The organism is Sphingobium sp. MI1205, assembly GCF_001563285.1.
GTDB lineage: Bacteria > Pseudomonadota > Alphaproteobacteria > Sphingomonadales > Sphingomonadaceae > Sphingobium.
In genome coordinates this window covers 1,162,625-1,189,057 of record NZ_CP005188.1, presented here as the reverse complement: position 1 = coordinate 1,189,057, position 26,433 = coordinate 1,162,625, and the positions used below count along the sequence as shown (strand labels likewise).

22 protein-coding genes and 1 tRNA gene are annotated in these 26,433 nt (G+C 62.5%); 5 read left to right on the top strand and 18 right to left on the bottom strand.

The features are described 5' to 3' along the window. Positions 1 to 21: 21 nt before the first annotated feature. From pnp to rimP, 9 genes are all read right to left on the bottom strand, one after another. Positions 22 to 2,352, bottom strand: a complete 2,331-nt coding sequence (gene pnp, locus K663_RS05705; protein WP_062115228.1) for a polyribonucleotide nucleotidyltransferase — start codon at positions 2,350 to 2,352, stop codon at positions 22 to 24. Between the two features lie 295 nt (positions 2,353 to 2,647). Then, positions 2,648 to 2,917: a 30S ribosomal protein S15 gene (gene rpsO, locus K663_RS05700; protein ID WP_022681215.1), complete on the bottom strand. Its 270-nt coding sequence runs from the start codon at positions 2,915 to 2,917 to the stop codon at positions 2,648 to 2,650. A 17-nt stretch (positions 2,918 to 2,934) separates the two neighbouring features. Continuing rightward, positions 2,935 to 3,831 (bottom strand): tRNA pseudouridine(55) synthase TruB, encoded by an 897-nt coding sequence (truB, locus tag K663_RS05695; RefSeq protein WP_062115225.1) that lies wholly within the window; start codon positions 3,829 to 3,831, stop codon positions 2,935 to 2,937. Positions 3,832 to 3,862: 31 nt separating this feature from the next. Further along, on the bottom strand, positions 3,863 to 4,261 hold the full coding sequence (gene rbfA, locus K663_RS05690; protein WP_037462016.1) for a 30S ribosome-binding factor RbfA: 399 nt from the start codon (positions 4,259 to 4,261) through the stop codon (positions 3,863 to 3,865). 101 nt (positions 4,262 to 4,362) lie between these two features. Then, positions 4,363 to 6,945 (bottom strand): translation initiation factor IF-2, encoded by a 2,583-nt coding sequence (infB, locus tag K663_RS05685; RefSeq protein WP_062115222.1) that lies wholly within the window; start codon positions 6,943 to 6,945, stop codon positions 4,363 to 4,365. A gap of 85 nt (positions 6,946 to 7,030) precedes the next feature. Continuing rightward, entirely contained in the window at positions 7,031 to 7,687 is a 657-nt protein-coding gene (locus tag K663_RS05680) for a DUF448 domain-containing protein (protein WP_062115220.1), read from the bottom strand. A 120-nt stretch (positions 7,688 to 7,807) separates the two neighbouring features. Continuing rightward, entirely contained in the window at positions 7,808 to 8,044 is a 237-nt protein-coding gene (locus K663_RS05675) for a tautomerase family protein (protein WP_062115218.1), read from the bottom strand. 6 nt (positions 8,045 to 8,050) lie between these two features. Continuing rightward, complete coding sequence (gene nusA, locus K663_RS05670; protein ID WP_062115215.1) at positions 8,051 to 9,622, bottom strand: transcription termination factor NusA; 1,572 nt, start codon at positions 9,620 to 9,622, stop codon at positions 8,051 to 8,053. 13 nt (positions 9,623 to 9,635) lie between these two features. After that, positions 9,636 to 10,160, bottom strand: coding sequence for a ribosome maturation protein RimP (gene rimP, locus K663_RS05665; protein WP_062115212.1), 525 nt, complete (start codon positions 10,158 to 10,160; stop codon positions 9,636 to 9,638). A gap of 196 nt (positions 10,161 to 10,356) precedes the next feature. Here rimP and K663_RS05660 point away from each other — a divergent pair, with 196 nt between their 5' ends. Then, positions 10,357 to 11,493: a PQQ-dependent sugar dehydrogenase gene (locus K663_RS05660; RefSeq protein ID WP_062115209.1), complete on the top strand. Its 1,137-nt coding sequence runs from the start codon at positions 10,357 to 10,359 to the stop codon at positions 11,491 to 11,493. 276 nt (positions 11,494 to 11,769) lie between these two features. Here K663_RS05660 and K663_RS05655 read toward each other — a convergent pair whose 3' ends face one another. The 3 genes from K663_RS05655 to tpiA all read right to left on the bottom strand — a co-directional run bounded on the left by K663_RS05655 (position 11,770) and on the right by tpiA (position 14,855). After that, the gene (locus K663_RS05655; protein ID WP_062115206.1) at positions 11,770 to 13,404 is read right to left on the bottom strand and encodes a CTP synthase; all 1,635 of its coding nucleotides are present in this window, start codon (positions 13,402 to 13,404) and stop codon (positions 11,770 to 11,772) included. A gap of 92 nt (positions 13,405 to 13,496) precedes the next feature. Next, positions 13,497 to 13,877 carry a preprotein translocase subunit SecG gene (gene secG, locus K663_RS05650; RefSeq protein ID WP_062115202.1) on the bottom strand — a complete coding sequence of 127 codons (381 nt, stop codon included), beginning with the start codon at positions 13,875 to 13,877 and terminating at the stop codon, positions 13,497 to 13,499. Between the two features lie 234 nt (positions 13,878 to 14,111). Then, on the bottom strand, positions 14,112 to 14,855 hold the full coding sequence (gene tpiA / locus K663_RS05645; protein ID WP_062120407.1) for a triose-phosphate isomerase: 744 nt from the start codon (positions 14,853 to 14,855) through the stop codon (positions 14,112 to 14,114). A gap of 171 nt (positions 14,856 to 15,026) precedes the next feature. Here tpiA and K663_RS05640 point away from each other — a divergent pair, with 171 nt between their 5' ends. Then, a complete protein-coding gene (locus K663_RS05640; RefSeq protein WP_062115199.1) occupies positions 15,027 to 16,979 on the top strand; it encodes a peptidylprolyl isomerase in 1,953 nt (650 codons plus the stop codon). A 1-nt stretch (position 16,980) separates the two neighbouring features. Further along, positions 16,981 to 18,510 (top strand): anthranilate synthase component I, encoded by a 1,530-nt coding sequence (trpE, locus tag K663_RS05635; RefSeq protein WP_062115196.1) that lies wholly within the window; start codon positions 16,981 to 16,983, stop codon positions 18,508 to 18,510. Positions 18,511 to 18,519: 9 nt separating this feature from the next. On the opposite strand, the gene K663_RS05630 is transcribed toward trpE, so the two are convergent. The 3 genes from K663_RS05630 to K663_RS05620 all read right to left on the bottom strand — a co-directional run bounded on the left by K663_RS05630 (position 18,520) and on the right by K663_RS05620 (position 20,163). Further along, on the bottom strand, positions 18,520 to 19,245 hold the full coding sequence (locus K663_RS05630; RefSeq protein WP_062115193.1) for an extensin-like domain-containing protein: 726 nt from the start codon (positions 19,243 to 19,245) through the stop codon (positions 18,520 to 18,522). Positions 19,246 to 19,248: 3 nt separating this feature from the next. Next, positions 19,249 to 19,914, bottom strand: a complete 666-nt coding sequence (locus K663_RS05625; protein WP_145902242.1) for an NUDIX hydrolase — start codon at positions 19,912 to 19,914, stop codon at positions 19,249 to 19,251. 173 nt (positions 19,915 to 20,087) lie between these two features. Then, positions 20,088 to 20,163: transfer RNA gene (locus K663_RS05620), tRNA-Ala, on the bottom strand. Between the two features lie 212 nt (positions 20,164 to 20,375). Between K663_RS05620 and K663_RS05615 the strand changes: the two genes are divergently transcribed. Next, positions 20,376 to 21,314 carry a DUF2171 domain-containing protein gene (locus tag K663_RS05615; RefSeq protein ID WP_062115187.1) on the top strand — a complete coding sequence of 313 codons (939 nt, stop codon included), beginning with the start codon at positions 20,376 to 20,378 and terminating at the stop codon, positions 21,312 to 21,314. A gap of 44 nt (positions 21,315 to 21,358) precedes the next feature. Here K663_RS05615 and K663_RS05610 read toward each other — a convergent pair whose 3' ends face one another. After that, positions 21,359 to 23,236 (bottom strand): acetyl/propionyl/methylcrotonyl-CoA carboxylase subunit alpha, encoded by a 1,878-nt coding sequence (locus K663_RS05610; protein ID WP_062115184.1) that lies wholly within the window; start codon positions 23,234 to 23,236, stop codon positions 21,359 to 21,361. After that, complete coding sequence (locus K663_RS05605; RefSeq protein WP_062120405.1) at positions 23,233 to 24,834, bottom strand: carboxyl transferase domain-containing protein; 1,602 nt, start codon at positions 24,832 to 24,834, stop codon at positions 23,233 to 23,235. The genes K663_RS05610 and K663_RS05605 overlap by 4 nt, the downstream gene beginning before the upstream one ends. Before the next feature lie 63 nt (positions 24,835 to 24,897). On the opposite strand from K663_RS05605, the gene K663_RS05600 reads away from it, so the two are divergent. Further along, positions 24,898 to 25,236, top strand: coding sequence for a DMT family protein (locus K663_RS05600; protein WP_062115181.1), 339 nt, complete (start codon positions 24,898 to 24,900; stop codon positions 25,234 to 25,236). Between the two features lies 1 nt (position 25,237). On the opposite strand, the gene K663_RS05595 is transcribed toward K663_RS05600, so the two are convergent. Further along, the gene (locus tag K663_RS05595) at positions 25,238 to 26,383 is read right to left on the bottom strand and encodes an acyl-CoA dehydrogenase family protein (protein WP_062120403.1); all 1,146 of its coding nucleotides are present in this window, start codon (positions 26,381 to 26,383) and stop codon (positions 25,238 to 25,240) included. Between the last annotated feature and the right edge of the window lie 50 nt (positions 26,384 to 26,433).

Genomic DNA, 26,433 nt, shown 5'->3' with positions numbered 1-26,433 from the left:
CAGGCCTGTCAGGCGGGACTATCAGTCCTGCGTCAGGAAGTCGGGCAGACCGGCGTTGGAGCCGTCATCGTCTCCACCCTTGCCTTCCGTGCGCGGACCACGGTCGCGGCGCGGGCCACGATCGCCGCCCCGATCACCACCACGGCCGCCACGATCACCGCCGTCGCGACGCGGGCCACGACCACGGTCGCCACGATCGCCGCGATCACCACGGGGCTCACGCGGTTCGCGCGCAGGACGGGTGTCCTCCAGCTCTTCGCCGGTTTCCTGGTCAACGACGCGCATCGACAGGCGAACCTTGCCGCGCGGGTCGATCTCGAGAACCTTGACCTTCACTTCCTGGCCTTCCGACACGACGTCGGTCGGCTTTTCGACGCGCTCATTCTTCATTTCGGACACGTGGACGAGACCGTCCTTGCCGCCCATGAAGTTCACGAACGCACCGAAATCGACGATGTTGACGACCTTGCCGGTATAGACCTTGCCGACTTCCGCTTCCTCGACGATGCCGAGGATCCACTTCTTGGCGGCTTCGATCTGGTCGATGTCGGACGAGCTGATCTTGATGATGCCCTCGTCGTCGATATCGACCTTGGCGCCGGTTTCCGCGACGATCTCGCGGATCACCTTGCCGCCCGTGCCGATGACGTCACGGATCTTCGACTTGTCGATCTGGATCGTCTCGATGCGGGGAGCGTGCGCCGACAGTTCGGTGCGGGTCGAGGACAGCGCCTTGTTCATTTCACCCAGAATGTGGGCGCGGCCTTCCTTCGCCTGACGCAGGGCGACTTCGAAGATTTCCTGCGTGATGCCGGCAACCTTGATGTCCATCTGCATGGTGGTGATGCCCGCTTCCGTGCCCGCCACCTTGAAGTCCATGTCGCCAAGGTGATCTTCGTCGCCCAGAATGTCGCTCAGAACAGCGAAATCCTTGCCGTCGAGGATCAGGCCCATGGCGATGCCCGACACCGGACGCTTCAACGGAACGCCCGCATCCATCATCGACAGCGAACCGCCGCAAACAGTTGCCATCGACGACGAGCCGTTGGACTCGGTGATGTCGGACAGGACGCGGATGGTGTAGGGGAACTCGTCCTTGCTGGGCAGCACGGGGTGCAGCGCACGCCATGCCAGCTTGCCATGACCGACTTCACGACGGCCCGGCGCGCCGAAGCGGCCGACTTCACCGACCGAATAAGGCGGGAAGTTATAGTGCAGCATGAAGTTTTCATAATAGACGCCGTTCAGGCCGTCGATCATCTGCTCGGCGTCCTTGGTGCCCAGCGTGGTGGTGCAGATCGCCTGCGTTTCACCGCGGGTGAACAGCGCCGAACCATGGGTGCGCGGCAGGAAGCCGACGATCGCCTCGATCGGACGGATCTGCGTGGTGGTGCGGCCGTCGATGCGCTTGCCATCCTTGATGATGGCGCCGCGAACGATTTCGGCTTCCAGCTTCTTGGTCAGCTTGATGCCGGCCATGACGGTCTGGGCGTCCAGGCCTTCCTCGGCGAAGAACGCCTTCGCCTTGTCGCGAGCGGCGTTGATCGCGTTCGAACGCGCCGACTTGTCAGACAGCTTGTAAGCGGCCGTGATGTCCTTGCCGATCAGCTTCTTCAGCTTTTTCTTGAGGTCATCCAGATCGTCGCCCTTGGCGACTTCCCACGGATCCTTCGCGGCCTTTTCGGCCAGCTGGATGATCGCGTCGACAACCTTCTTGCTTGCTTCATGGGCAAACAGGACGGCGCCCAGCATGATGTCTTCCGAAAGCTCCTTGGCTTCGGATTCGACCATCATCACCGCATTGCCGGTGGCGGCGACCACCAGGTCGAGTTCGCCTTCCTTCACCTCGTCCATCGACGGGTTCAGCTGATACTCGCCATCCTTGTAACCGACTCGCGCGGCGCCGATCGGGCCCATGAAGGGCACGCCCGACAGGGTCAGCGCAGCCGACGCGGCGATCATCGCCACGATGTCGGGCTCGCTCTCGCCGTCGAAGCTCAGAACCTGAGCGATGACGTTGATTTCGTTATAGAAACCTTCCGGGAACAGCGGACGGATCGGACGGTCGATCAGGCGGCTGGTCAGCGTTTCCTTCTCGGTCGCGCCACGCTCACGCTTGAAAAAACCACCGGGAATGCGTCCGGCGGCGGAATATTTTTCCTGATAATGGACGGTCAGCGGGAAGAAGTCCTGTCCTTCCTTCACCGACTTGGCGGCAGTCACGGCGCACAGCACCACGGTCTCGCCATAGGTCGCCAGCACGGCGGCGTCGGCCTGACGCGCAATACGACCGGTTTCGAGCGTGAGGGTCTTGCCGCCCAGCTCGATTGATACTTTCTTTACATCGAACATAATGTTTTCCTTCGCCCGCCTGGCCCTATTGCCGGGCGGGGCCTTTGGTGGGCCGATGGCCCATGAATGGAGAGCCTATCTCTCCTCCGTTCGGGCTGAGCTTGTCGAAGCCCTTCCCTTCTCTTCAGGAATGAAGAGATGCCCTTTGACATTTCATCGGGAAGTGACCCGATGAAACAGGGCGAACGGTGTGGGGGAATGTCCCCCGAATCATGACGCCGTGCCGGATTGCCCGACGCCACGCTGTCAGAATCAGAAACGGCCCCGCTGGGGGGCCGTCCCTTCTATAGCAGGCTTACTTGCGCAGGCCCAGCTTGGCGATGAGGTCGGTGTAACGCGCCCCATCTTTTTTCTTCAGATAGTCCAGCAGCGAACGGCGCTTGTTGACCAGCATCAACAGGCCGCGACGGCTGTGGTTATCCTTGTGGTGACCCTTGAAATGCTCGGTCAGGTTGGAAATGCGTTCCGACAGGATCGCAACCTGAACTTCCGGCGAACCGGTGTCGCCTTCGGCGCGGGCATGTTCCTTGATCAGCGCTTCCTTGCGCTCTGCAGTAATCGACATCGGCTTCCTTTCTGTATTTAGAGATTAAAGCCGCGCACCACCCGTATTTCCGGGCCACTGGCTTCGACCAGCGCGACGGGCGTTTGCCCATCCATCGCCAGCATCAGGCCGGTATGCGGTTTCCCCACAAGCACCTTCCCCTGTCGGAGAGCCAATGCATCATCGGGAGAGACTGCAAGAGCCGGGATGTCGTCCAGCCCTGCGGTCAACGGCAGCATGCACTGCGCGATGCCGCCGCCCCTAGCAGCATCATCCAATTTGTCCAGCGAAATCGCGGATTCCAGGGTGAACGGCCCCGCCTTCACCCGTCGCAGCATGGTGACATGGCCCACCGTGCCCAGCGCCAGCGCAATGTCGCGAGCAAGCGAGCGGATGTAGGTGCCCTTGGACACATGGGCGGTCAGCGCCACCTCTTCCAGGGCTTCCACCGGTTCACGCGAAGACGCAGGGACGCGGAGAGAGTGGATGGTGACGCTGCGCGTCTTCATCTCCACCTCCTGCCCCGCGCGGGCAAGATCATAGGCGCGCTGGCCGTCGATCAATATGGCGGAATAGGCTGGCGGCGCCTGCTCGATCGCGCCCGTGAACGTGGGCAGCACAGCTTCCAGCGCCGCCATCGTCGGCCGCACATCGCTCTCCGCGATCACCGCCCCTTCCAGGTCCAGCGTGTCCGTCTGCGCACCGAAGCGGATCGTGAAATCATAGATTTTGTCGCTGTCGAGCATCCGCCCCGCCAGCTTCGTCGCCTCCCCGACCGCGATCGGCAGCACGCCGGTCGCCAGCGGGTCCAGCGTACCGCCATGCCCCACCTTCCACTTGCCCGCGCCGCTCTGCCGCAAGGCGCGTTTCACCGCGCTCACCGCCTGCGTCGAGCCAAGGCCATGGGGTTTGTCGAGGATGATCCAGCCGTGCATGGCCGCGCCCTACCCGGCGGCCGCCTTGCTGTCAGCCCTCTTCGTCAGGTTCGGCCAGATCCTGCGCCACCTTGGGATCGCGCAGCAGCTTGTCGATATGACTGCCCTCGTCGAAACTCTCATCGCTCAGGAATTTCAGCTTCGCCGCATATTTCAGGCGAATACGTGTCGCCACCTCGCGCTGGAGGTAAGCGGTGTTGGTGCGCAGCGCCTTCAGCACCGCTTCCTCATCCTGCCCCAGCAGCGATTTCACGAACACCGTTGCGTGGCGCAGGTCAGGCGACATGCGCACTTCCGTCACGCTGACGACATGCTTGGTCAGCACATCGTCATGCACATCGCCGCGCTGGAGAATTTCGGACAGGACATGACGCACCTGTTCGCCCACGCGAAGCAATCGGACGGAAGGGCCTTCGGGTTGTTGGGCCATGATCAATCCTCGTCATCCCGGCGAGAGCCGGGATCTCGGTCGGCAAAGGACGCCAGGGAGGCGCGCAGCCCCAGCTTTCGCCGGGGCGACGCACTTCCTGATTACAGCGTCCGGGCGCGCTCTTCGACCTCGAACAGTTCGAGCGTATCGCCGGGCTTGATGTCGTTCGTGTCCTGCAACACCGCACCGCACTCCATACCCGCGCGCACTTCGGACACATCGTCCTTGAAGCGGCGGAGCGAGGCGATGTTGGTACGCGATACGATGACATCGTCGCGGGTAAGGCGTGCCGACAATCCCTTGCGGATGATGCCGTCCAGGACGAGCAGGCCAGCCGCCTTGTCCTTCTTGCCCGCCGGGAACACCTGCAACACTTCCGCACGGCCCACGATCGTCTCGATCCGCTCCGGAGCCAGCTGCCCGGCCATTTCGCCGCGTACTTCCTCCAGAAGGTCGTAGATCACGTCATAATAGCGCAGCGAAATCTTCTCGCGCTCCGCCAGCTGACGCGCCTTGGCATTGGGACGCACGTTGAACCCGATCAGCGGCGCGCGGCTGGCAGCGGCCAGCGTAACGTCGCTTTCGGTAATCGCGCCAACGCCCGAATGCAGGATGCGGACCTTGATCTCGTCGGTTGAGATACGGTTCAGCGACGACACGATGGCCTCGACCGAACCCTGCACATCGCCCTTCACCACCACCGGATATTCGATCATGGTCGTATTGAGCGCCGAGAACATATGCTCGAAACTCGTCGGGGCCGAAGTGGTCCGCTTCTTCGTCGCCTGTTCCTGGCGATAGGCGGCGACTTCACGGGCGCGCGCCTCATTCTCGACAACGGTCATCTGATCACCGGCCAGCGGAACGCCCGACAGGCCCAGCACCTCGACCGGGGTTGAAGGCCCTGCGACCTTCACATTCTGCCCCTTGTCGTTGATCAGCGCACGCACCTTGCCGCTTTCCGCGCCGATGACGAACGTGTCCCCGACCTTCAGCGTGCCCTTGCGCACCAGCACGGTCGCGACCGCACCACGGCCCTTGTCCAGCTGCGCCTCAACCACATTGCCTTCGGCCGGGCGGTCGGGATTGGCGGTCAGTTCGAGCAGTTCGGACTGAAGCAGGATCTTTTCGATCAGCGTGTCCAGGCCAGTGCCCTTCAACGCCGACACTTCGACATCCTGCGTTTCGCCGCCCATATCCTCGACGACAACCTCATGCTCCAACAGGCGCTCGCGCACCCGCTGGGGATTGGCTTCGGGCTTGTCGATCTTGTTGATCGCCACGATCATCGGCACGCCAGCGGCCTTGGTATGATTGATCGCCTCGATCGTCTGCGGCATCAAACCGTCGTCGGCCGCCACCACCAGGATGACGATGTCGGTGACGTTGGCGCCACGGGCGCGCATTTCCGAAAAGGCTTCATGGCCCGGCGTATCAAGGAAGGTGATCGTGTCACCGCCCTTGGTCTTGATCTGATAGGCGCCGATATGCTGCGTGATACCCCCGCTTTCGCCCGACACCACGCTGGTGCCGCGCAACGCGTCGAGCAGCGACGTCTTGCCATGATCGACATGGCCCATGATCGTGACGACCGGCGGACGCGATTGCAGCGTTTCGGGCGCGTCAACATCGCCTTCAATGCCAATTTCAACGTCAGCGTCGGACACTCGCTGGATGCGATGGCCGAATTCTTCGACCAGCAGTTCCGCCGTATCCTGATCGATCGGCTGATTGAGCGTGACGGCGGTGCCCATCTTGAACAGGGACTTCACCAGGTCCGCGCCCTTTTCGGCCATGCGGTTGGCAAGTTCCTGCACGGTGATGCTTTCCGGCACCACGACGTCACGGACCTGCTTTTCACGCTGCTGCGCGCCGCCCGAATAATGGGCGCGACGCTCCTTTTCACGAGCGCGCTTGAGCGCGGCGAGCGAACGGGCGCGAGCGCTGTCGTCATCCGCCAGAGCGCGGGTGACGGTCAGCTTGCCGGACTGGCGGCGGTTGTCATCACCACGCTTGGCGCGTTCGGGCTTGGCGGGTTCAGGCCGCTTGACCGGCGTCACCGGCGTAAAGCGGCGCGGCGGCGGCGCAGCCGAGGCGGGCGCGGCGGCCGGACGTTCCTCGGCCGCTTGCGGCGCGGGCTGCTCCTCTACCGCGGCAGGCGCGGGCTCGGCGGCCGGCGTGGCAGGCGCCTTCGCCTCTTCCTCTACCTGATGCGTAGCCGCAGCATCGGCGGTCTCGGCGGCGGCGCGATTTTCCTCGGCCCGGCGCTTTTCCTCTTCGATAGCGGCCAGACGCTGCGCATCCTCACGGCGGCGCGCATCTTCCAGCGCGGTCATGCGGGCTTCCTCGGCCTCACGCAGCAGCTTGGCCTGCAATTCCTGACGCGACATCAGGCTCTGCTGCGGCGCCGGGCGAGCCGGAGCGGCTGGCTGCGGCGCGCGCGGCGGCGGCGGTGCTGGCGTGGCGGCGACAGGCGCCGGGGTCGGATCAGCCTGCGGCGCAGATGCGGGCGCACCACCGGCCTCGCCGGGCTTGCCCAGGATGCGGCGCCGCTTCACCTCAACCACGACCGTATTCTTGCGGCCATGGCTGAACTGCTGCTGCACCTGGCCGGATTCCACGGTCCGCTTGATGCCCAGCGGCTTGCGGCCCAGAACCGGCTTGTCTTCCTTGCTGTCACTCATACGACTGAACTGTACCCTTCGCTTCGTTCCGACCGGCAAGGCCCGTCGGCGCCTTATTCAAATATACTGCCATCCACAGGCTACGTCAGGCGCCCAATGCACCGGCGGAGTCCTGCTCCCCATGCACTGGCGCCCCGGTAGCGCAACCCAGATAGCTTTCCAAGCGGCCTATGGCCGCACGCAGACGCGACGCCGCACGCGAGTCGGTCACTGCGATATGGACGACGTTGTCGCGCCCCATTGCCATAGATAGGGCCTGTCGGTCCACAGGCAAGACGATACCTGCCAAATCACTGCCTTCCGCCTCTTGCCCGACGCGCAGCGCCTGGTCCAGCTTGCGGTTGCCATCGGCGGCCGCATCGCTGGCATGAAGCAGCAGGCGAACGTCGCCCTTACGGCAGGCGACATCGATCTTTTCAGAACCGGTCAGCAGCATTGATGCGCGCGATTCCAGCCCCAGCCGGTCAAGCAGCGCCCTGCGAAGGCCCTCCTCAATCAGATCGGGCAGGTTGTCCGGGATCTGCAACTCGCCGGTCTTGAACGCCCGTGCCAGCGCGCCCTTCAGCTTGCCCTTGGCAAGGGCCTGCTCCAGTTCGGCGCGCGAAACCCCTATCCACGCGCCCCGGCCCGGAGCCTTGGCCCGGACGTCCGGCAGCACCTGACCCTCAGGCCCGACCGCCAGCCGGACCAGAGCATCGGGATCATCCCTTTCGCTCGACAAAATGCACTTGCGTTCGGTCATCGCCGCTTCTCCCCATGAGGAGAGCTGGTGGCGATTGCTGCCAAATCGCGCCCGTCCCCTGCCCCTGTCCTGAACGGAAGGGGCGTTGACGGAGCAGCGCTATATGTAGGCGTCAGCCTCTCATCGGGAAGTGACCGCAACATTGGCGTCCTCCCCGGTTTGCGGCGGCGCCGCGCGATCGGCGACCAACAGGCCGCCAGACCCATAATTTTCCGTCGAAACTTCGGAAATCACCACCTGCACGGCAGCAGGCGACTTCCCCAGCCGCTCGACAAGCGACTGGGTCACGTCGGCGACGATGGCCGCCTTCTGCTCACGGGTGGCGTTTCCGGCCAGACGGATATCGACAAAGGGCATGTTGCTTTAGGCTTCCTCACCCTCGAACCAATGGGCGCGCGCGGCCATGATGATCTCATTGCCCTGCTCTTCGCTCAGGCCATATTCGGCCAGCACGCCACCCTTGTCTTCGGTGGTTTCGCTGCGGCGGCGGCGCTGATCGACGCGCTTCTTGGCGACCAGTTCGTCGGTAGCAAGGTCGGCCAGGTCGTCGAGCGTCTTGATGCCCGCCTTGCCCAGCGTCACCAGCATCGCTTCGTTCAGGTGCGGCATGTCGGCCAGCGCATCCTCGACGCCCAGCGCGCGCCGTTCCTCGCGGGCGGCAGCCTCGCGGCGGTCCAGCGCTTCCTGCGCGCGACTTTGCAGCTCGGCGGCCAGATCCTCGTCGAACCCTTCGATCGCGGCCAGTTCCTCGACGCCGACATAGGCGACTTCTTCCAGCTCGCCAAAGCCTTCGGCCACCAGCAGCTGCGACAGCGTCTCATCGACGTCCAGCTCGTTCTGGAACAGTTCGGAGCGGGTGACAAATTCCTTCTGCCGCTTCTCGGATGCGTCGGCCTCGGTCATGATGTCGATCGCCTTGCCCGTCAGTTGGCTGGCGAGACGGACATTCTGGCCGCGACGACCGATGGCGAGCGACAGCTGATCGTCGGGAACGACGACTTCGATGCGCTCTTCTTCCTCGTCGATGACGACGCGGGCGACCTGCGCGGGCTGGAGCGCGTTGACGACGAAGGTCGCGGTATCCTCGCTCCAGGGAATGATGTCGATCTTCTCGCCCTGCATTTCCTGCACGACGGCCTGCACGCGGCTGCCCTTCATGCCGACGCAGGCGCCGACGGGGTCGATGCTGCTGTCCCGGCTGATGACGCCGATCTTGGCGCGGCTGCCCGGATCACGGGCGGCGGCCTTGATCTCGATCACGCCGTCGTAGATTTCGGGCACTTCCTGCGCGAACAGCTTCTTCATGAATTCGGGATGCGCGCGGCTCAGGAAAATCTGCGGGCCGCGATTTTCGCGGCGGACGTTCAGGATGACCGAACGGATGCGGTCGCCGACGCGGACGACTTCACGCGGGATCTGCTGGTCGCGGCGGATGACGCCCTCGGCGCGGCCCAGGTTTACGACGACATGGCCGAACTCGACGGACTTCACGACGCCGGTGATGATTTCACCCACGCGGTCCTTGAATTCCTCATGCTGGCGCTCGCGCTCGGCATCGCGGACCTTCTGGAAGATCACCTGCTTGGCCGACTGCGCATCGATGCGACCCAGGTCGATCGGGGGCAGCGGATCGACGATGAAGTCGCCGACAACGGCGTCCTTCTTCAGCTTCTGCGCCTGCTTGAGGTCCACCTGCTTGAAATAGTCGTCAACCGCCTCGACGACTTCGACAACGCGCCACAGGCGCAGGTCGCCGCTGTCGGGGTCCAGCTTTGCGCGGATGTCGTTTTCAGCGCCGTAGCGTGCACGGGCGGCGCGCTGGATCGCATCTTCCATCGCCTCGATGACGATCGCCTTGTCGATCATCTTTTCGCTGGCGACGCTGTTCGCAATCGCGAGCAGCTCGGCCTTGTTGGCGGAAATGGCGTTGGCCATGGCAGTCGAACCCTTATTCTTCGGTGTCAAACTCGTCCGCACCCTCGGAAGAGAGCGGCATGGTAGCAGAAATGAGAGCGTCGGTCAGCACCAGCTTGGCCTCGCCCACGGCCGAAAAGGGGATAACGACCTCCCCGGCCTTATTGTCCTTGAACTGGATATCGTCGCCTTCAACGCCCTTCAGCGTTCCGCGAAAACTCTTGCGTCCCGCCACGATCTCGGTCGTGGCGATCTTTGCTTCGTGCCCGGCCCACTCCATGAAGTCGTGGACACGGGTCAGCGGCCTGTCGATTCCCGGCGAGCTGACTTCCAGGCGATAGGCTTCCTCGATCGGATCAGCTTCATCCAGCACATCGGACAGCCGGCGCGAGATCGCGGCGCAATCCTCGATGACCAGCTGCTTTGTCGCCGGATTTTCCGCCATGATCTGAAGCGTATATTCGTCACCCGACCCGAACAGCTTCACGCGCACGAGGTCGAAGCCGAGAGCCTTCACCTCCGGTTCGATCAGCGCAGTCAGTTCGGCGATGTCCGCCATGCAATCTCCAGCATTCGATAAGCAGCTTCCGCGCCGCAGGCGTTCCCGCCCGCGACCCCGACATGTTTGACGATGTAAGGAAGCAAGCGCGATATATGCGCGATGGAGCAAAGCTGCAACATTATTCGTCAGTAAGGTTTGTAGGACAGACTCAACAGGATGGGGCCCGCCATATCCGGCCCGGATGGAGAAAAGAATGCGCGCTATGGTCGCCACCGTCTTCGGCCTCGCTCTGGCCGCCTGCTCCGCGGACGATGCGGAAAGCCAGAACGCCGCCGTCGCCGGCGACCGGCCCTTCAAAACCTCCGTCATCGCGGATTTCGATTCGCCCTGGGCCATGACTTTCCTGCCAGACGGCCGCGCGCTCATCACGGAAAAAGCGGGCGAGATGATCCTCTTCGACCCAAAGAACGGGACGAAAATCCCGGTCGGCAACATGCCGAAAGTGGATAGCGCGGGTCAGGGCGCGCTCATGGATGTAGTTCTCGACCCGAACTTCGCCCAGAACCGCACCGTTTATTTCAGCTTTTCCGAAGCAGGCTCCGGCGGCAAGGGCGTCGCCCTCGCCAAAGGCGTCTTTAACCAGGCCAGCAATGGCGAAACGCAGCTGGACGGCGTGACAACCATCTTCCGCGCCACCCCCTATGTCGATGGCAACGGCCATTATTCCGGCCGCATCGCCTTCTCGCCCGACGGCAAATATCTCTTCTTCACCAATGGCGAACGGCAGAAATTCGACCCCGCGCAAGATCCAAAGGTGACGCTGGGCAAGGTGCTCCGCCTCAACCTCGACGGCACCCCCGCCGCAGGCAACCCGCTCGCGGCAAAGGGCTTCCACCCCGCCGTCTGGTCCTATGGCCACCGCAATCTGCTGGGCATCGCCTTCGACAAGGATGGCCGCCTTTGGGAACAGGAAATGGGGCCAAAGGGCGGGGACGAGATCAACCTCATCAAGCCCGGCCTCAACTATGGCTATCCCAAGGCCTCGAACGGCGACCATTATGACGGCAAGCCGATCCCCGATCACAACGGCCATGACGGGTTCGAAGCCCCCAAAGTCTGGTGGGACCCGGCCATCTCTCCGGCAGGCCTGCTCTATTATTCGGGCGACATGTTCCCGCAATGGAAGGATTCGCTGTTCCTCGGCGGGCTGTCGGGTCAGTCGCTCGTCCGCGTGAAACTCAATGGCGATACAGCAGCCAAGGCCGACCAGTGGGACATGGAAGCCCGCATCCGCGAGGTCGAGCAAGGCCCGGACGGCGCGCTCTGGCTGCTGGAGGATGGTGGGCAAGGGTCGCAGGGGCGGCTGTTGAAATTGACGCCTGCGGGTTAAGAACGTCGGATCGGACGTCGAGAATAGGTCGCCAAGTTAGCCCTCTCCCGCTTGCGGGAGAGGGTTGGGTGAGGGTTTCAACCGAGTCTTCCGCAAAAACATGACAATATAGCGCCCGCGAGCGGCCTATTCCTCTTAACGTCACCCCAGCGAAGGCTGGGGGCTCAGGCGGTCAGGGGATGAGGTGTGGCGGGCCACTGTCGCGGCTGCTCTCTGGGATGCCAGCCTTCGCTGGCATGACGACGATTTCTACGCCGGCCAGGATCGCCCCCTAAATCAAACCAACCGGCTCTGCTTCACCGCCGCCTCAATAAAGCTCGCAAACAACGGATGCGGATCAAAGGGCTTGGACTTCAATTCCGGGTGGAACTGCACGCCCACGAACCAGGGATGGTCCGGCCGCTCGACAATCTCCGGCAGCGTGCCGTCCGGCGACATGCCCGAAAAGATCAGTCCGCCTTTTTCCAACGGCTCGCGATAGCCCGCATTGACTTCATAGCGATGCCGGTGCCGCTCGCTGATCTCGCCCGTGCCATATATGCCCGCGACGACGCTGTTGCCGGTCAGCTTGGCCGGATAGGCGCCCAGCCGCATCGTGCCGCCCAGGTCCGTTTCGCTCGTGCGCTTCTGCAAGCCTTCCTTGCTCATCCATTCGGTAATCAGGCCGACGACCGGTTCGGATGTCTCGCCAAATTCGGTGGTGGATGCCTCGGCAATGCCCGCCGTGTTCCGTGCGCCCTCGATGCAGGCCATCTGCATGCCAAGGCAGATGCCAAAGAAAGGGACGTTGCGTTCGCGCGCGAATTTGACGCTGGCGATCTTGCCTTCCGATCCGCGCACGCCGAACCCGCCCGGAACCAGAATGCCGTGCATCGGCTCCAGGCTAGCGGCGACGTCATCATCACCTTTTTCAAACAGCTCGGCGTCGATCCACTTGACGTTCACCTTCACCCGATTGGCGAAACCGCCATGGGCCAGCGCCTCGTACAGCGATTTGTAGGCATCGGGCAGGCCGACATATTTGCCCACGACGCCGATCGTCACTTCGCCTTCCGGGTTCTGCTGGCGATCCATGATGTCGATCCAGCGGTCGAGCGAGGGCGTCGGCGCGTCATGGATGCCAAAGGCGCGCAGCACCTCGTCGTCCAGCCCTTCGGCATGATATTGCGCGGGCACGGCGTAGATGCTGCTGGCGTCCAGAGCCGGGATCACCGCTTCCTTGCGCACGTTGCAGAACAGGGCGATCTTTGCCCGCTCGCTGTCGGGCAGCGGCTTTTCGCATCGGCACAGCAATATGTCCGGCTGAATGCCCAGCGACGTCAATTCCCGCACGCTATGCTGGGTCGGCTTGGTCTTAAGCTCGCCCGCCGCAGCAATGTAGGGGACCAGCGTCACATGCACGAAGATCGACTGGCCGCGGCCCAGATCATTATGCAGCTGCCGGATCGCCTCCATGAAGGGCAGCGATTCGATGTCGCCGACGGTCCCGCCAATTTCGCACAGCACGAAATCCAGATCATCCGATTCGGCCATGGCGAACGCCTTGATCTCATCGGTGACGTGCGGGATCACCTGCACCGTCGCGCCCAGATAATCGCCGCGCCGCTCGCGCTGGATGATCGTCTGGTAGACGCGGCCCTGCGTCACATTGTCCGACTGACGCGCCGAAACGCCGGTAAACCGCTCATAATGGCCAAGGTCGAGGTCGGTTTCCGCCCCGTCGTCGGTCACATAGACTTCGCCATGCTGATACGGGCTCATCGTGCCCGGATCGACGTTGAGATAGGGATCGAACTTCCGGATACGCACACGGAAACCTCGCGCCTGCAACAAAGCTGCAAGCGAAGCGGCCATCAGGCCCTTGCCAAGCGAGGAGACCACGCCGCCGGTGATGAAAATATACCGCGCCATGGGAGGAGAGGCTTAGCCTTTTACAAACGAGTTGGGCAAGCGCGCGAATCCACGCGCGAGCAAAAAAGATTCGGAAATTTTAGAAAGAAGGATCAGTTCGCGAGCGGGACCGCACCGTTCGCTGCCTGTCCATTGCTCGCCGCGCCAGCCGCACCGGCCAGCGGATCGGCACTGCCAGCGGCCGGAGCCGGGGCAGCGGGGGCGGCAGGCGCCTGATTGACCAGAGACGTGTCGATATCGCTCGGCGCATGCTGGACCGACGCGATCACAGCCAGCACGATCGACAGCGACACGAATATGACCGCCAGAACGCTCGTCGACCGGGTCAGGAAATCCGCCGCGCCACGCGCCGACATCAGCCCCGCCGGGCTGCCACCCACGCCCAGGCCGCCGCCTTCCGACTTCTGCATCAGGATGACGGTGACAAGCAGGGCCGCGACAATGGCTTGCACGACGAGGATGAAAGTGAACATGCGAGGAATCTGTCCGAATTGGGATCGTTGGGCAGCCCATAGCGGCGATGGGCGACGGGGGCAACCGGCGAGCAGTCGAGTGGCCGGGTCCGTTCGGCGAGCCTGTGGTCCGTTCGGGGCTGAGCCTGTAGTCCGCGGACGCTCAGCCCAAAGTCCGTTCGGGCTGAGCCTGTCGAAGCCCCCTCTCCCTTTCAGAAGAAACAAGCCCCAGCGCAGCCCCAACGATTGAAAAGACTAACCCGCAGCCGCGATGACGGGCGCGAACTTCGCCGCAGTCAGGCTCGCGCCGCCCACCAGTCCGCCGTCCACATCCTCGATCGCCATCAATTCGGCGGCATTGTCGCCGTTCATCGACCCGCCATAGAGGATTCGCATGCCCCCTGCCTCACCTGCGCCGATCCGCTCGCCAAGCGCCGTCCGCAGCGCCCGGTGCATCGCCTCGACCGCTTCCATCGTCGGAATGCGGCCAGTGCCGATCGCCCAGATCGGTTCATAGGCGATCGCCAGCCAGTCCGCCGCCGCGCCCTCCGGCAGCGAAGCCAGCAGTTGCGCCGATACGACCGCTTCCGCGTCACCGGCGTCGCGCACGTCCAGGCTCTCGCCGACGCACAGGATCACCTTCAGGCCCGCGGCTTTCGCCGCCAGCGCCTTTGCCGCCACATCGGCGTCGCTCTCGCCCTGGTCCTGCCGCCGTTCGCTATGGCCCACGATGGTCCAGCTTGCGCCCGCTTCGGCCAGCATCGCCGCCGACAGGCAGCCGGTGTGAGCGCCGCTGTCCTTCATATGGCAGTCCTGCGCGCCGACGAACGCCGCGCCGCTCACCGTCTGCGCCGATGCGATCAGGGTGGCGGGCAGGCAAAGGCCTACCTCGGCAGAAGGATGTTCCGCCGCAACCGCGCCGATCGCCTCGACCTCACCCAGCTGGGCACGAAGGCCGTTCATCTTCCAGTTGCCGACCACCAGCTTGCGCCTGCCCATCGATCCCATACCTCTTCAGTTATCAATCCATGCCGCCAGCCGCGCGGGCCAGCCTCGCCAAGGCGGATGGACAAGAGCCGGCCATTTGTCCAGCCATGCCACACTTGCCGCCGCGACGATCCGCCCCTAAAGCGGGCCACCGTAAAAGTCTTTCAATTCTGGACTTCATTCATGCTTTCCAACTTCCGCCGCTTCATCCATTCGAAATTCGGCGCGCTGTTCGCGCTCCTTTTCCTAGGCGTCATAGCGGCGGCGTTCATCCTGGGCGACCTTAGCAGCGGGCAGTTTGGATCCTCGCTCGGCGGCGGCGGCGAAACTGTAGCGAAGGCAGGCGGCACGCGCCTGACGCAGACGCAGCTCCAGGAACGGGTGCAACGCGTCTTTGAAAACGCCCGTCGCGCCAATCCCGGATTGCAGATCAGCGAATTCCTGGCGCAGGGCGCCGCTGGCCAGATTTACGACCAGCTGGTCGCCGCGATGACGTTGAAGGAATATGCCGAAGACCAGGACATTCACATCTCGAAACGCCTTGTCGATGCCCAGATCGCCCGAATCCCGGCGTTCCAGGATGCAGCGGGTGCGTTCAGCCAGGAAAATTTCCGCCAACTCCTGCTGCGCGAACGCATCACCGAACAGGCGCTGCGCGAGGATATCACCCGCGAGATATTGGAACGGCACATGCTCGCGCCGCTGGGCCTCGGGGTAAAGCTGCCTGACAGCATCATCCTCCCTTATGCCTCGCTCCTGCTGGAAGCGCGCCAAGGTACGATCGCGGCCATCCCCGCCACCGCGTTTACGGATATCAAGGGCCCCTCCGACGCCCAGTTGAGTGAGTATTACCGGAGCAATGCGGCACGCTTCACCATCCCGGAACAGCGCCGCATCCGCTATGCGGTGATCGACAGCGAGCGCTTCGCACAGGCCGCCCAGCCGACCGATGCCGAAATCCTGGCGGCCTACAATCAGAACAAGGCCAGCTATGCCGCAAAGGAAAACCGCAGCTTCGAGCAACTCATCCTGCCGACAGAGGCTGCCGCGAAGGCGATCGCCGAAAAGGTGAAGGGCGGGGCGTCTCTCGCCGCCGCCGCGCAGGACGCAGGCCTTGCCGTTTCGACCCTGGCGGATCAGAGCCGAGAGAGCCTGACGACTTCTTCCTCAGCCGCGGTTGCAAATGCCGGTTTCGCCGCCAGGCAGGGCGAACTCGTTGGGCCGGTGCGCGGATCGCTCGGATGGGTAATCTTGCGTGTGTCCTCCATCAAGACGATACCGGCGCGTGCCCTCCCGGCCGTTCGGGATGAGATCACCGCGACGCTTCGCACTCAGAAGCAGAAGCGGCTGCTCAATGAATTCACCGGCAAGATCGAGGATCAGATCGCGGATGGCGGCAGCTTCGAGGAAGTGGTCAAGGACAATGGGCTGAAGCTGGAAACCACTCCATTCCTGCTTTCCACCGGCCAACAGGCCGAAGACCAGGCCTACCAGGCTCCCGTCGATGTCCAGCCTTTGCTGGCGCCAGTCTTCCAGATGAGCCAGGACGACGACGCGCAGCTTATCCCCATCAAGGAGGACCAGCGCTATGCTCTGGCCGCGCCCGCCGAAATACGCGCGGCTGCGCCGCCGCCGCTGGCGAAGGTAAAGCCGGTTGTCGTGGCCCAGTATAAGCTGACGCAGGGCAATGCGAAGGCGAAGGCCCTGGCCGAACAGATTCGCACGAAAGTCGCCAAGGGCATGAAGCTGGCCGATGCCGTCGCGCAGGCGGGCATTCCCCTGCCCGCGCCGCAAACGGTTGGCGGCCGCCGGGCCGACATCATGCGCGAAGGTCAGCGTCCGCCCGCCGAAGTCGCCATCCTCTTCTCAATGGCCGCCAACAGCGTGAAGACGCTGCCTGTCGGGCAGGACCGCGGCTATTTCGTTGTGCAACTGAACGGCATCAAACGCGGCGACGCAGGCGGCCAGACCGCCTTGCTCGATCAGGTTCGCGGCCAGTTGAGCGACGTCGTCGGTCAGGAATATGGACAGCAGTTCGAACGCGCCGTGGAAAAGCAGCTTGGCGTCAAGCGCACCCCCTCGGCAGTGGCGAACGTCGAACGCGCGCTCACCAGCACCAATAGCGGCGCTCAATAATATGGGAGCCGGCGACGCCCGTGGGGGCAATGATGGAATCGGGGCTGCTCGCGACGCCCTCAACGCTGGCAAGTCGGCGCTGGTCTGGCGCCGCCAGATCGCGGACACCGACACACCGATCTCGGCCGCGCTCAAGCTGTTCGAACCCGACCGTGGCGATTTCCTGCTGGAGTCGGTGGAAGGCGGCGCCGTTCGCGGCCGCTACAGCCTGATCGGCTTGGCGCCCGATCTGGTTTTTCGGGCGCAGGGGCAATCGGCCGAGGTCAACCGCAACTGGGCGAACGATCGGGATGCCTTCGTTCCAGAAGCGGCCGGCGCACTGGAAGCGTTGCGGACGCTGGTCACTGAATGCCGGACAGAGCTTGACCCCGCGCTGCCTCCCGCGCTTGCATGCCTCGTGGGGTATTTCGGATACGAAACCGTCGGTTTGGTGGAAAAGCTGCCCCGCCCCGCCGCCAATCCGCTCCAACTGCCGGACATGCTGTTCGTGCGGCCGACGGTCATCCTTGTTTTCGATCGTCTGGCCGACGCGCTCTATCTGGTCGCGCCGGTGTGGAAGGGCAGTTTCAGCGATACTGATACGGCGATCACACAAGCCCTTGATCGCATCGACGCGACGGCAGCCCGTCTGGCAGCGCCCCTGCCCTCCCTACCGCCGCCTGCGGAAATCGCGGATATAGAGATCACGCCCATGCTGGAGCCGGGCCGCTATAAGAAGATGGTCGAGAAGGCGAAGGACTATATTGTCGCCGGTGACATATTTCAGGTGGTTCTCGCGCAGCGTTTCACCAGTCCCTTCACCCTGCCTCCGATCGCGCTGTATCGCGCGCTCCGTCGCATCAATCCCTCGCCCTTCCTCTATTATCTGGACCTGCCAGGCTTCGCGCTGATCGGATCAAGCCCGGAAATATTGGTGCGCGCGCGTGACGGTGAGGTGACGATCCGGCCAATCGCGGGCACCCGACCCCGGGGCAAGACCGCCGTCGAGGATGCGGCCAATCGCGAAAGCCTGCTGGCCGACCCGAAAGAGCGCGCCGAACATCTGATGCTGCTGGACCTTGGCCGCAATGATGTAGGCCGCGTCGCCAGCGCGGGATCCGTGACCGTCACTGACAGCTACACGGTCGAATTCTACAGCCATGTGATGCACATTGTATCGAATGTGGTCGGTCGGCTGGCTCCGGACAAGGATGCGCTCGACGCCCTCTTCGCCGGTTTCCCCGCAGGCACTGTCTCGGGTGCGCCCAAGGTGCGTGCTTGCGAGATTATCGCCGAACTGGAACCGGAAACTCGCGGCGCCTATGCAGGCGGCGTCGGCTATTTCGGACCGGACGGCAATATGGACAGTTGCATCGTCCTGCGCACGGCCGTGCTCAAGGACGGCGTAATGCATGTTCAGGCCGGCGCTGGCATCGTCGCTGACTCCACGCCTGAATATGAACAGCGCGAATGCGAAGCAAAAAGCGGCGCGCTTCTCGCAGCGGCGCGCGAAGCAGTCGAACTTGCCCGCCAAGCCCGGTTCGGACAGTAGTAGGGACCGCTAACGGCATCCCCGCCAGCCAAAAGCTCCACGTTCCGCCTGATCCAGATGAAAATGGTCATGATGCGCCGCGTTATAGTCCGGCGACAGGACGGTCGCGAAGAATTGGCAGGCACCTTTGCGAACGAGGCGCAGGAAATCCGCGTCTTTTCCGCCACCATTCCAGTCGCCCGCGACGCTGATCCTTCGCCCGTCCTGCAAGGTGAAGCCGCTGATGTCGATCGCGTCAGCCGTCGCATGTTCGCTGAAATCGCCTTGTGCGCGCCCGTATAGCCGCCTGCAACTGTATGAGCCCAAATGGTTGATGGACTTGACCGCCTGTCCAAATGTCTTTTGCGCCGAAGGCTGCACGACATGCCATTCCCAAAGCTTGAGCGCTGCAGCAACCGGGCAGGAAGGCGCAACTGAGGCGGGAGACAAAAGAACGCTTCCCTCCTGATTTTTCAGCCGTACCGCATCACTATAACGGCATTGGCCGCTACCTCCGGGCGGCATCGGCGCATACCGCACCCCCGCCCTGTCCAGCAATGCACGGCAACGGTCCGGCTCATCGGTGAGGGCGGCTAGCTTGCGACCGGTGAACATGCCCACTGGCTGCGAAAGGTCGAGTTCGGTCCAGGGTAGGTCCTGAGGTCGTTGCCGAACAAAAGCATAGGCCATCAATGCACAGGCGAGGAAGGCGGCGAGCAGGACCAGCCTGCGCAAGATGACATGGACTCGGCGCATGGCCTAACCACGCCGCACGCTGCCCATCGGTTCCGAAGTTATGGGATAACCAAGGTGATCTGGAATACAGAGGTGCCGCTCTCCGTCCCGCTCTTCCACCCACGGGGAAACCTTTTCGACGGGGAAAGAGGCGGCGTGCGCCACGATCGCCTCATAGCTGTCGAACAGCGCAAGCCGTTCAAGATTGCGACGCGTGGGGTAGATGATCCGGCCATGCCCCGCCTCGCACAGGTCGATCGTAGCCTGGGCGCCTTTCCAGAAAAGGCGAACATTTTCAGTGGAATCGACGCTCGCCACCTGACCTTCTGGAGCGCGCACGACATAGAAGCGCGTGTCGTAGACGCGGATGGCCCGTTCCGCGCCAGACGGGTGCCAGCGGCTGAACGGCACCAATTGATCCAATGCGAGTTCCAACTCGTGCGACTGGATGACGGTTGAGAGGGGATCGCCCTGCATCAGCGCATCGCGCAGTTCATTCGTCTGCGCCAGATTCGGTGACGATGCGAAGCCTATAGCAAGGCCGCTTTCCTCCAGCGTTTCGCGGATGGCAGCGATACGCGCAGCAGTTTCTTCAAGCGATTCCGACCTGTCGATCGCCCTCGCCAGATCGCGATCCGCCTGATCGACTGCGCCGCCTGGAAAGACGAGCGCTCCCGCGGCGAAATCCATTCTTCCGGAACGCTCCATCATCAGGATATGGGGCGGGCCATCCGACATATCGCGAACAACTACCGCTGTCGCAGCGGAACGGCCTTCAGTGGTAGGGGGTGCCATTCCATCGCCATAAGCAGGGATGGCGGCAGCGGTAAAGTCCTTACGGATCACCCCATGTTTGAAGGGGGTGGTGGAGCCGAGGGGGATCGAACCCCTGACCTCGTCATTGCGAACGACGCGCTCTCCCAGCTGAGCTACGGCCCCGAAGGAGCGCTGCCTATAAGCGAGCCCCGATCCCCTTGCAACGGTCTTTTTTGCGCTGATCTGGCCCCTCGCGGCAGTTGCTTGCCGCAGTCGGCAGACCGGCTCGAAGCAGGGACGTTTCCCTCGCGTAACAGCCGGAACGATGCGGCCCCACGCTCATTGGAGATGCAACGGCCTCAACGCCGAACAACCGTTGATCAAGGAGAAGGACGATGGGCTATCAAGGCGGACGTCACTACGGTGGCTATGACAGGAATCGTGGCGATTGGGATCGTGGATCGGATCGCTATCGCGGCCAGCGTGACTGGCGGGACGACCGCAGTTATCGCTATGGAACCCGTGGCCAGTTCGGTGGACCGGAAGCTCGGCGCGCGACGGAGGATTACGATCCCGAGGAGCGCGGCTTCTTCGACCGGGCGGGGGATGAAATTCGCAGCTGGTTCGGAGACGAAGAGGCTGAACGCAGGCGCGAATATGACGACTATTATAATCGCCCCTATGGCGACCCACGGGATGAAAGCAGCCGCATTGGATTTGCGTCCGCATCCCGTACCAACCAATATCTGCCCAATCGGGGGTACGCGCCATTCACTGGCGAACGCAGCGGCTATGGCAGCGAGGACCATGGGAACCGTATCCGCTCCTTTGGGCCTGTCCATGATTATAGCGAACACCATGACGCAAATTACTACGCCTGGCGTCAGCAACGGATCGAAGAGCTGGATCGCGACTATGCCGAATATCAGCGGGAGAATCGCGACCGGTTCAACAATGAGTTTGGTAGCTGGCGCAGCCGTCGCACAGAGCAGCGCCAGGCAGTCCAGCAGGTGCGGGAGCATATGGAAGTTGTCGGCAGCGATGGTGAGCATGTCGGCACAGTGGATCATCTGAAGGGCGACCGCATCATCCTGACGAAGACCGATCAGGATGCGGGCGGCGTTCATCACTCGGTGCCATCGTCATGGATCAAATCGGTCGATGCGCAACGGGTGACGCTGGAAAAGACGGCTGACCAGGCCCATGCGGCGTGGCGAACTGAAAGCGAGCAGAATGCCCTGTTCGGCGAACGGCGCGAAATTGGAAGCGGTACTGGCGGGAGCGGAAGCGGAAGCCTGACTAACCCCGCTTCTGGAAATAATCGTTATCGTTGATACATGACGCGATCGGCGGGGGCTTGGCACAAGCCCCCGCCATCCTATCCATCCTTTGGCTCAATCCGCAGCAGTATAGCGCCCTCCGACACCTGCGCGCCTTCCGTTACAGCGAGTTCGGTCACGACCCCATCGAAAGACGCTGATAGACCGTGCTCCATCTTCATGGCCTCGACAGCGATCAGCCGCTGCCCCTTTATCACTAGAGTCCCCTGCTCCACATCTACTGCGGACACCCGGCCCGGCATGGGCGAACGGATGATACCGTCGGATGCAGGCCCATTCGCAGCTGCGCGGACTTCAGCTAAAGCCACCAAGTAGCTTTCACCATTCTGATGAAGGACAATTCGGCCGTCTCCCAAGCTTCGGCTATTGACGCGATCCCCGGTATCACCGTCCAAATCGAACTCAACACTTTCAGGCTGTCCATCGACCGTCATCCGCACTTGTATTTGACGGTCGGCGTTCAGCCTGACGCCACGCAGGCCGGGCGGCACTCGATCCACCCAAGGGGAAACCAGCAGGGACGCCGCGCCATTCAGGCCTTGCAAAGGCGGCTTTATCGCCAGTTGGTCGAGATGCTGGGCAATATAGCCGGTGTCGGTCCAGCCTTTACGGAAATCCTCATTCAGCAGGCGCGCGAGAAAACCAGCATTTGTCTTAACCGGCCATATCTCCACCGACGCGCAAAACGACCGCAATCGGTCGATAGCCTCGTCCCGATCAGCTGCATGGCAGATCAGCTTCGCGATCATCGGATCATAGAAAGGGCTGACCACATCGCCCTGCACTACCGCTTGTTCGATCCGATCACTCTCGTCAGCACGTATGGAGAATATCTCGAGCCTCCCAGTGCTGGGAAGGAAATCACGGGCGGGGTCTTCGGCATAAAGCCGTGCCTCTATCGCATGCCCATTGATCGAAAGCTCCTCCTGCTTTCGGGGCAGCCGTTCGCCACTGGCGACCCGCAATTGCCATTCGACTAGGTCGATGCCGGTGATTTCTTCCGTTACCGGATGCTCGACCTGAAGCCGGGTGTTCATTTCCATGAACCAGATGCGATCCGCGCGAAGCCCCTCGCTGGCATCAGCGATGAACTCCACAGTGCCCGCCCCAACATAATCAACGGCCCGCGCGGCCCGAACGGCTGTGCCGCATATCGCTTCGCGCGTGGCGTCGTCCATGCCGGGTGCGGGCGCTTCCTCTATCACCTTCTGATGACGACGCTGAAGCGAACAATCGCGCTCGAACAAATGCACGATATTTCCATGACTGTCCCCGAACAGCTGCACCTCAATGTGGCGAGGCGACAGGATATATTTTTCGATCAGTACGCGGTCGTCGCCGAAGGATGATTGAGCCTCTCGACGGCCAGACATCAGCGCCTCGGCAAAGTCCCTCCCCTTTTCCACCCGGCGCATGCCCTTGCCACCGCCGCCTGCCACCGCCTTGATCAGTACGGGATATCCAATGGCGTCGGCTTCGGCTTTCAGCCTGGCGGGAGATTGGTCCTCTCCCAAATAGCCGGGTGTTACCGGCACACCGGCGTCAGCCATCAGCCGCTTGGCCGCATCCTTCATCCCCATCGCCGCGATACTCGCCGGGCTTGGTCCCACCCAGATCAGGCCAGCGTCGATCACCGACTGCGCGAAGATCGCATTTTCGGAAAGGAAGCCATAGCCGGGGTGGATGGCCTCTGCGGTTGCTGATCGTGCAGCCTCGATGATCCGGTCGCCAGCAAGATAGGATTCCTTTGGAGCCGAGGGTCCAATATGGATGGCTTCGTCCGCTTCCCTGACATGAAGCGCCCCTGCATCGGCGTCGGAATAAACCGCCACGGTCCTGATCCCGAGCCGCCTTGCGGTGCGGATGATACGGCAGGCAACTTCGCCGCGATTAGCGATCAGCAGCGACCCGATCACATGCGGAACAGCCCGAAGCGGGCCGCCTCCTCCACCGGGGCGTTGAGCGCCGCCGCAAAAGCCAGTCCCAGCACATCGCGCGTCTGGGCCGGGTCGATGACGCCATCGTCCCATAGCCGCGCGGTGGCATAGTAGGGATTGCCCTCCTCCTCATATTTCCGGCGAATAGGCGCTTTGAAGGCTTCCGCTTCGGCCTCCGTCCATTTGGCGGCATCGCGGTGCACGGTCGCCAGCACGCTGGCGGCCTGTTCACCGCCCATCACCGAAATGCGGCTATTAGGCCAGCTGAACAGAAAGCGCGGACCATAGGCGCGCCCGCACATGCCATAATTGCCAGCCCCGAAACTGCCGCCGATCAACAATGTGATCTTGGGAACGCTGGCGGTTGCAACGGCGGTAACCAGCTTCGCTCCATGTTTCGCTATGCCTTCGGCCTCATATTTGCCGCCCACCATGAAGCCTGAAATATTCTGCAGGAACAGCAACGGAATGCGGCGCTGACAGGCCAGCTGGATGAAATGTGCGCCTTTCATCGCACTCTCGCTGAACAACACTCCATTATTGGCAAGGATCGCCACAGGCATGCCCCATATATGGGCAAAGCCGCATACCAATGTGGCGCCGTACAGCGCCTTGAATTCGTGAAACTCGCTGCCATCGACGATGCGAGCTATGACTTCCCGCACATCATAGGGCGTTCGGACGTCCTGCGGTATGATGCCGTACAGTTCCTCCGGACCATATCTGGGCGACTTGGGTTCGCGCAGGTTTGCCTTGCCTTCCTCGACAGGCGCGAGGGTCGACAGGATGTCGCGCACGATCGTCAGGGCATGATCGTCATTTTCCGCAACGTGATCCACGACGCCAGAGCGGCGGCCATGAACCTCCGCGCCCCCAAGATCTTCGGCGCTGATGACCTCGCCCGTGGCCGCCTCCACTAGCGGCGGCCCGGCAAGGAAGATTGTTCCCTGCCCCCGCACGATCACTGTTTCATCGGACATCGCGGGAACATAGGCGCCCCCTGCGGTGCAACTGCCCATGACGCACGCGACCTGGGCGATGCCGCGCGACGACATTTGTGCCTGATTGTAGAAAATGCGGCCGAAATGCTCGCGATCGGGAAAGACATCCGCCTGATTGGGCAGATGCGCGCCGCCACTATCGACGAGATAGATGCAGGGCAAGCGGTTCTCGATCGCGATTTCCTGCGCCCGCAAATGCTTCTTCACCGTGAGCGGATAATAGGTCCCGCCCTTCACCGTTGCGTCGTTGCAGACGATCATAGCCTGCCTGCCGGACACCCGGCCGATGCCGGTGATCAATCCCGCACCGGGCACCTCATCATTGTAGAGGCCATTGGCCACGAGTTGTCCGATCTCAAGAAAGGGACTTCCCGGATCGAGCAGCCTTTCCACCCGATCGCGCGGCAACAACTTACCGCGTGCAACATGCCTGTCGCGCGCAACTTTGACGCCACCACGCGCGGCCTGGGCCACCCGCTCGCGCAGCTCTTGCGCCAGCGCACGATTATGAGCGTCATTGGTACGAAAGGTTTCGCTGTCCACTGACAGCTGGCTATCGACTATGGCGGCACTCATATGCTTGCGCTCCATGGCCCGCTAATGCGAGAGCGCTCGCCGTCGCCATATTTGAGGCCTTTCATGCCCACCGTCCTGCTCCTCATCGTCTCAAACCTGTTCATGACAGTGGCCTGGTACTGGCACCTCAAAGGCGGGATGGAAAAGCCGCTCCTGCTGGTGATCCTCATCAGTTGGGGCATCGCGCTCGTCGAATATTGCTTTGCGGTTCCCGCCAACCGTTTCGGTTTTGCAAGCGGCTGGAGCGCGGGACAGCTCAAAATCACGCAGGAGGCCATCGCCCTGATCATCTTCGGCGGTTTCATGATCACTGTGCTGGGCGAACCGCTGCACTGGCGCCATCTCGCCGCATTCCTCTGCATCATGGCGGCTGTCGGCTTTCTGTTTGTGGGCCGCACCTGATTCACCCGCCGATCAACTCACGGCCGATCAACATGCGGCGAATTTCATTGGTTCCAGCCCCGATGTCGAGCAGCTTGGCGTCGCGCATGAAACGTTCGACCGGCCAATCTCTAGTGTAGCCTGCGCCGCCCAGCGCCTGTACCGCTTCCAGGGCAACCTTCACTGCATTCTCGCTCGCCAGCAAGATCGCGCCCGCCGCGTCGAAACGGGTTGTCCTGCCCCGATCACAGGCGCGCGCAACGGCATAGACATAGGCGCGTGCAGAATTCAGAGCGACATACATATCCGCCACCTTGGCCTGCATCAGCTGAAAGGCCCCGATCGGCTTGCCGAACTGCTGACGTTCGCGCACATAAGGAAGCACGACGTCGAGGCATGCCTGCATGATCCCAAGCTGAATACCCGCCAGCACCGTCCGCTCATAATCAAGGCCTGACATCAGGATGGCGACTCCGCCATTCAGCGGGCCCATGATGTTTTCAGCGGGTACTTCGCAGTCGTCGAAGACCAGTTCCGCAGTGGGCGAGCCGCGCATCCCAACCTTCTCTATCTTCTGTCCTATCGAGAAGCCCTGGAAGCCTTTCTCGATAAGGAACGCCGTGACGCCGCGGGCACTGTCGTCAGTGCGCGCATAAACGACCAGCGTATCAGCCTCCGAAGCGTTGGTGATCCAATATTTGGTCCCGTTCAAGACATAGGAGTCACCCTTGCGCTTGGCACGCAGCTTCATGGACAGGACATCCGATCCCGCCCCAGCCTCCGACATGGCAAGGGCTCCGACATGTTCTCCCGAAATCAGCTGGGGGAGATAGCGCGCTTTTTGCTCAGGCGAGGCCCACCGCCGGATCTGGTTGATGCATAGATTGGAGTGCGCACCATAACTCAGGCCTATGGAGGCTGATGCTCGCGCCACCTCCTCCTGCGCCACCACATGTTCCAGATAGCCTAGGCCCAGCCCGCCATCTGCCTGCTCGACAGTGATGCCATGCAGTCCCAGAGCACCCATTTCCGGCCAGAGTTCGCGGGGAAACCAATCTTTAGCATCAATATTACCCGCCAATGGCGCAATTCGTTCGGTGGCGAAGCGGCCGGTGGCGGCGCGGATCATCTCCGCATCGTCACCCAGTGCGAAATCAAAATCAGTCATCGCCATCCTCTCTTGCCCACCATTCTATCTCCCATGGCAGCCAAGGAAAA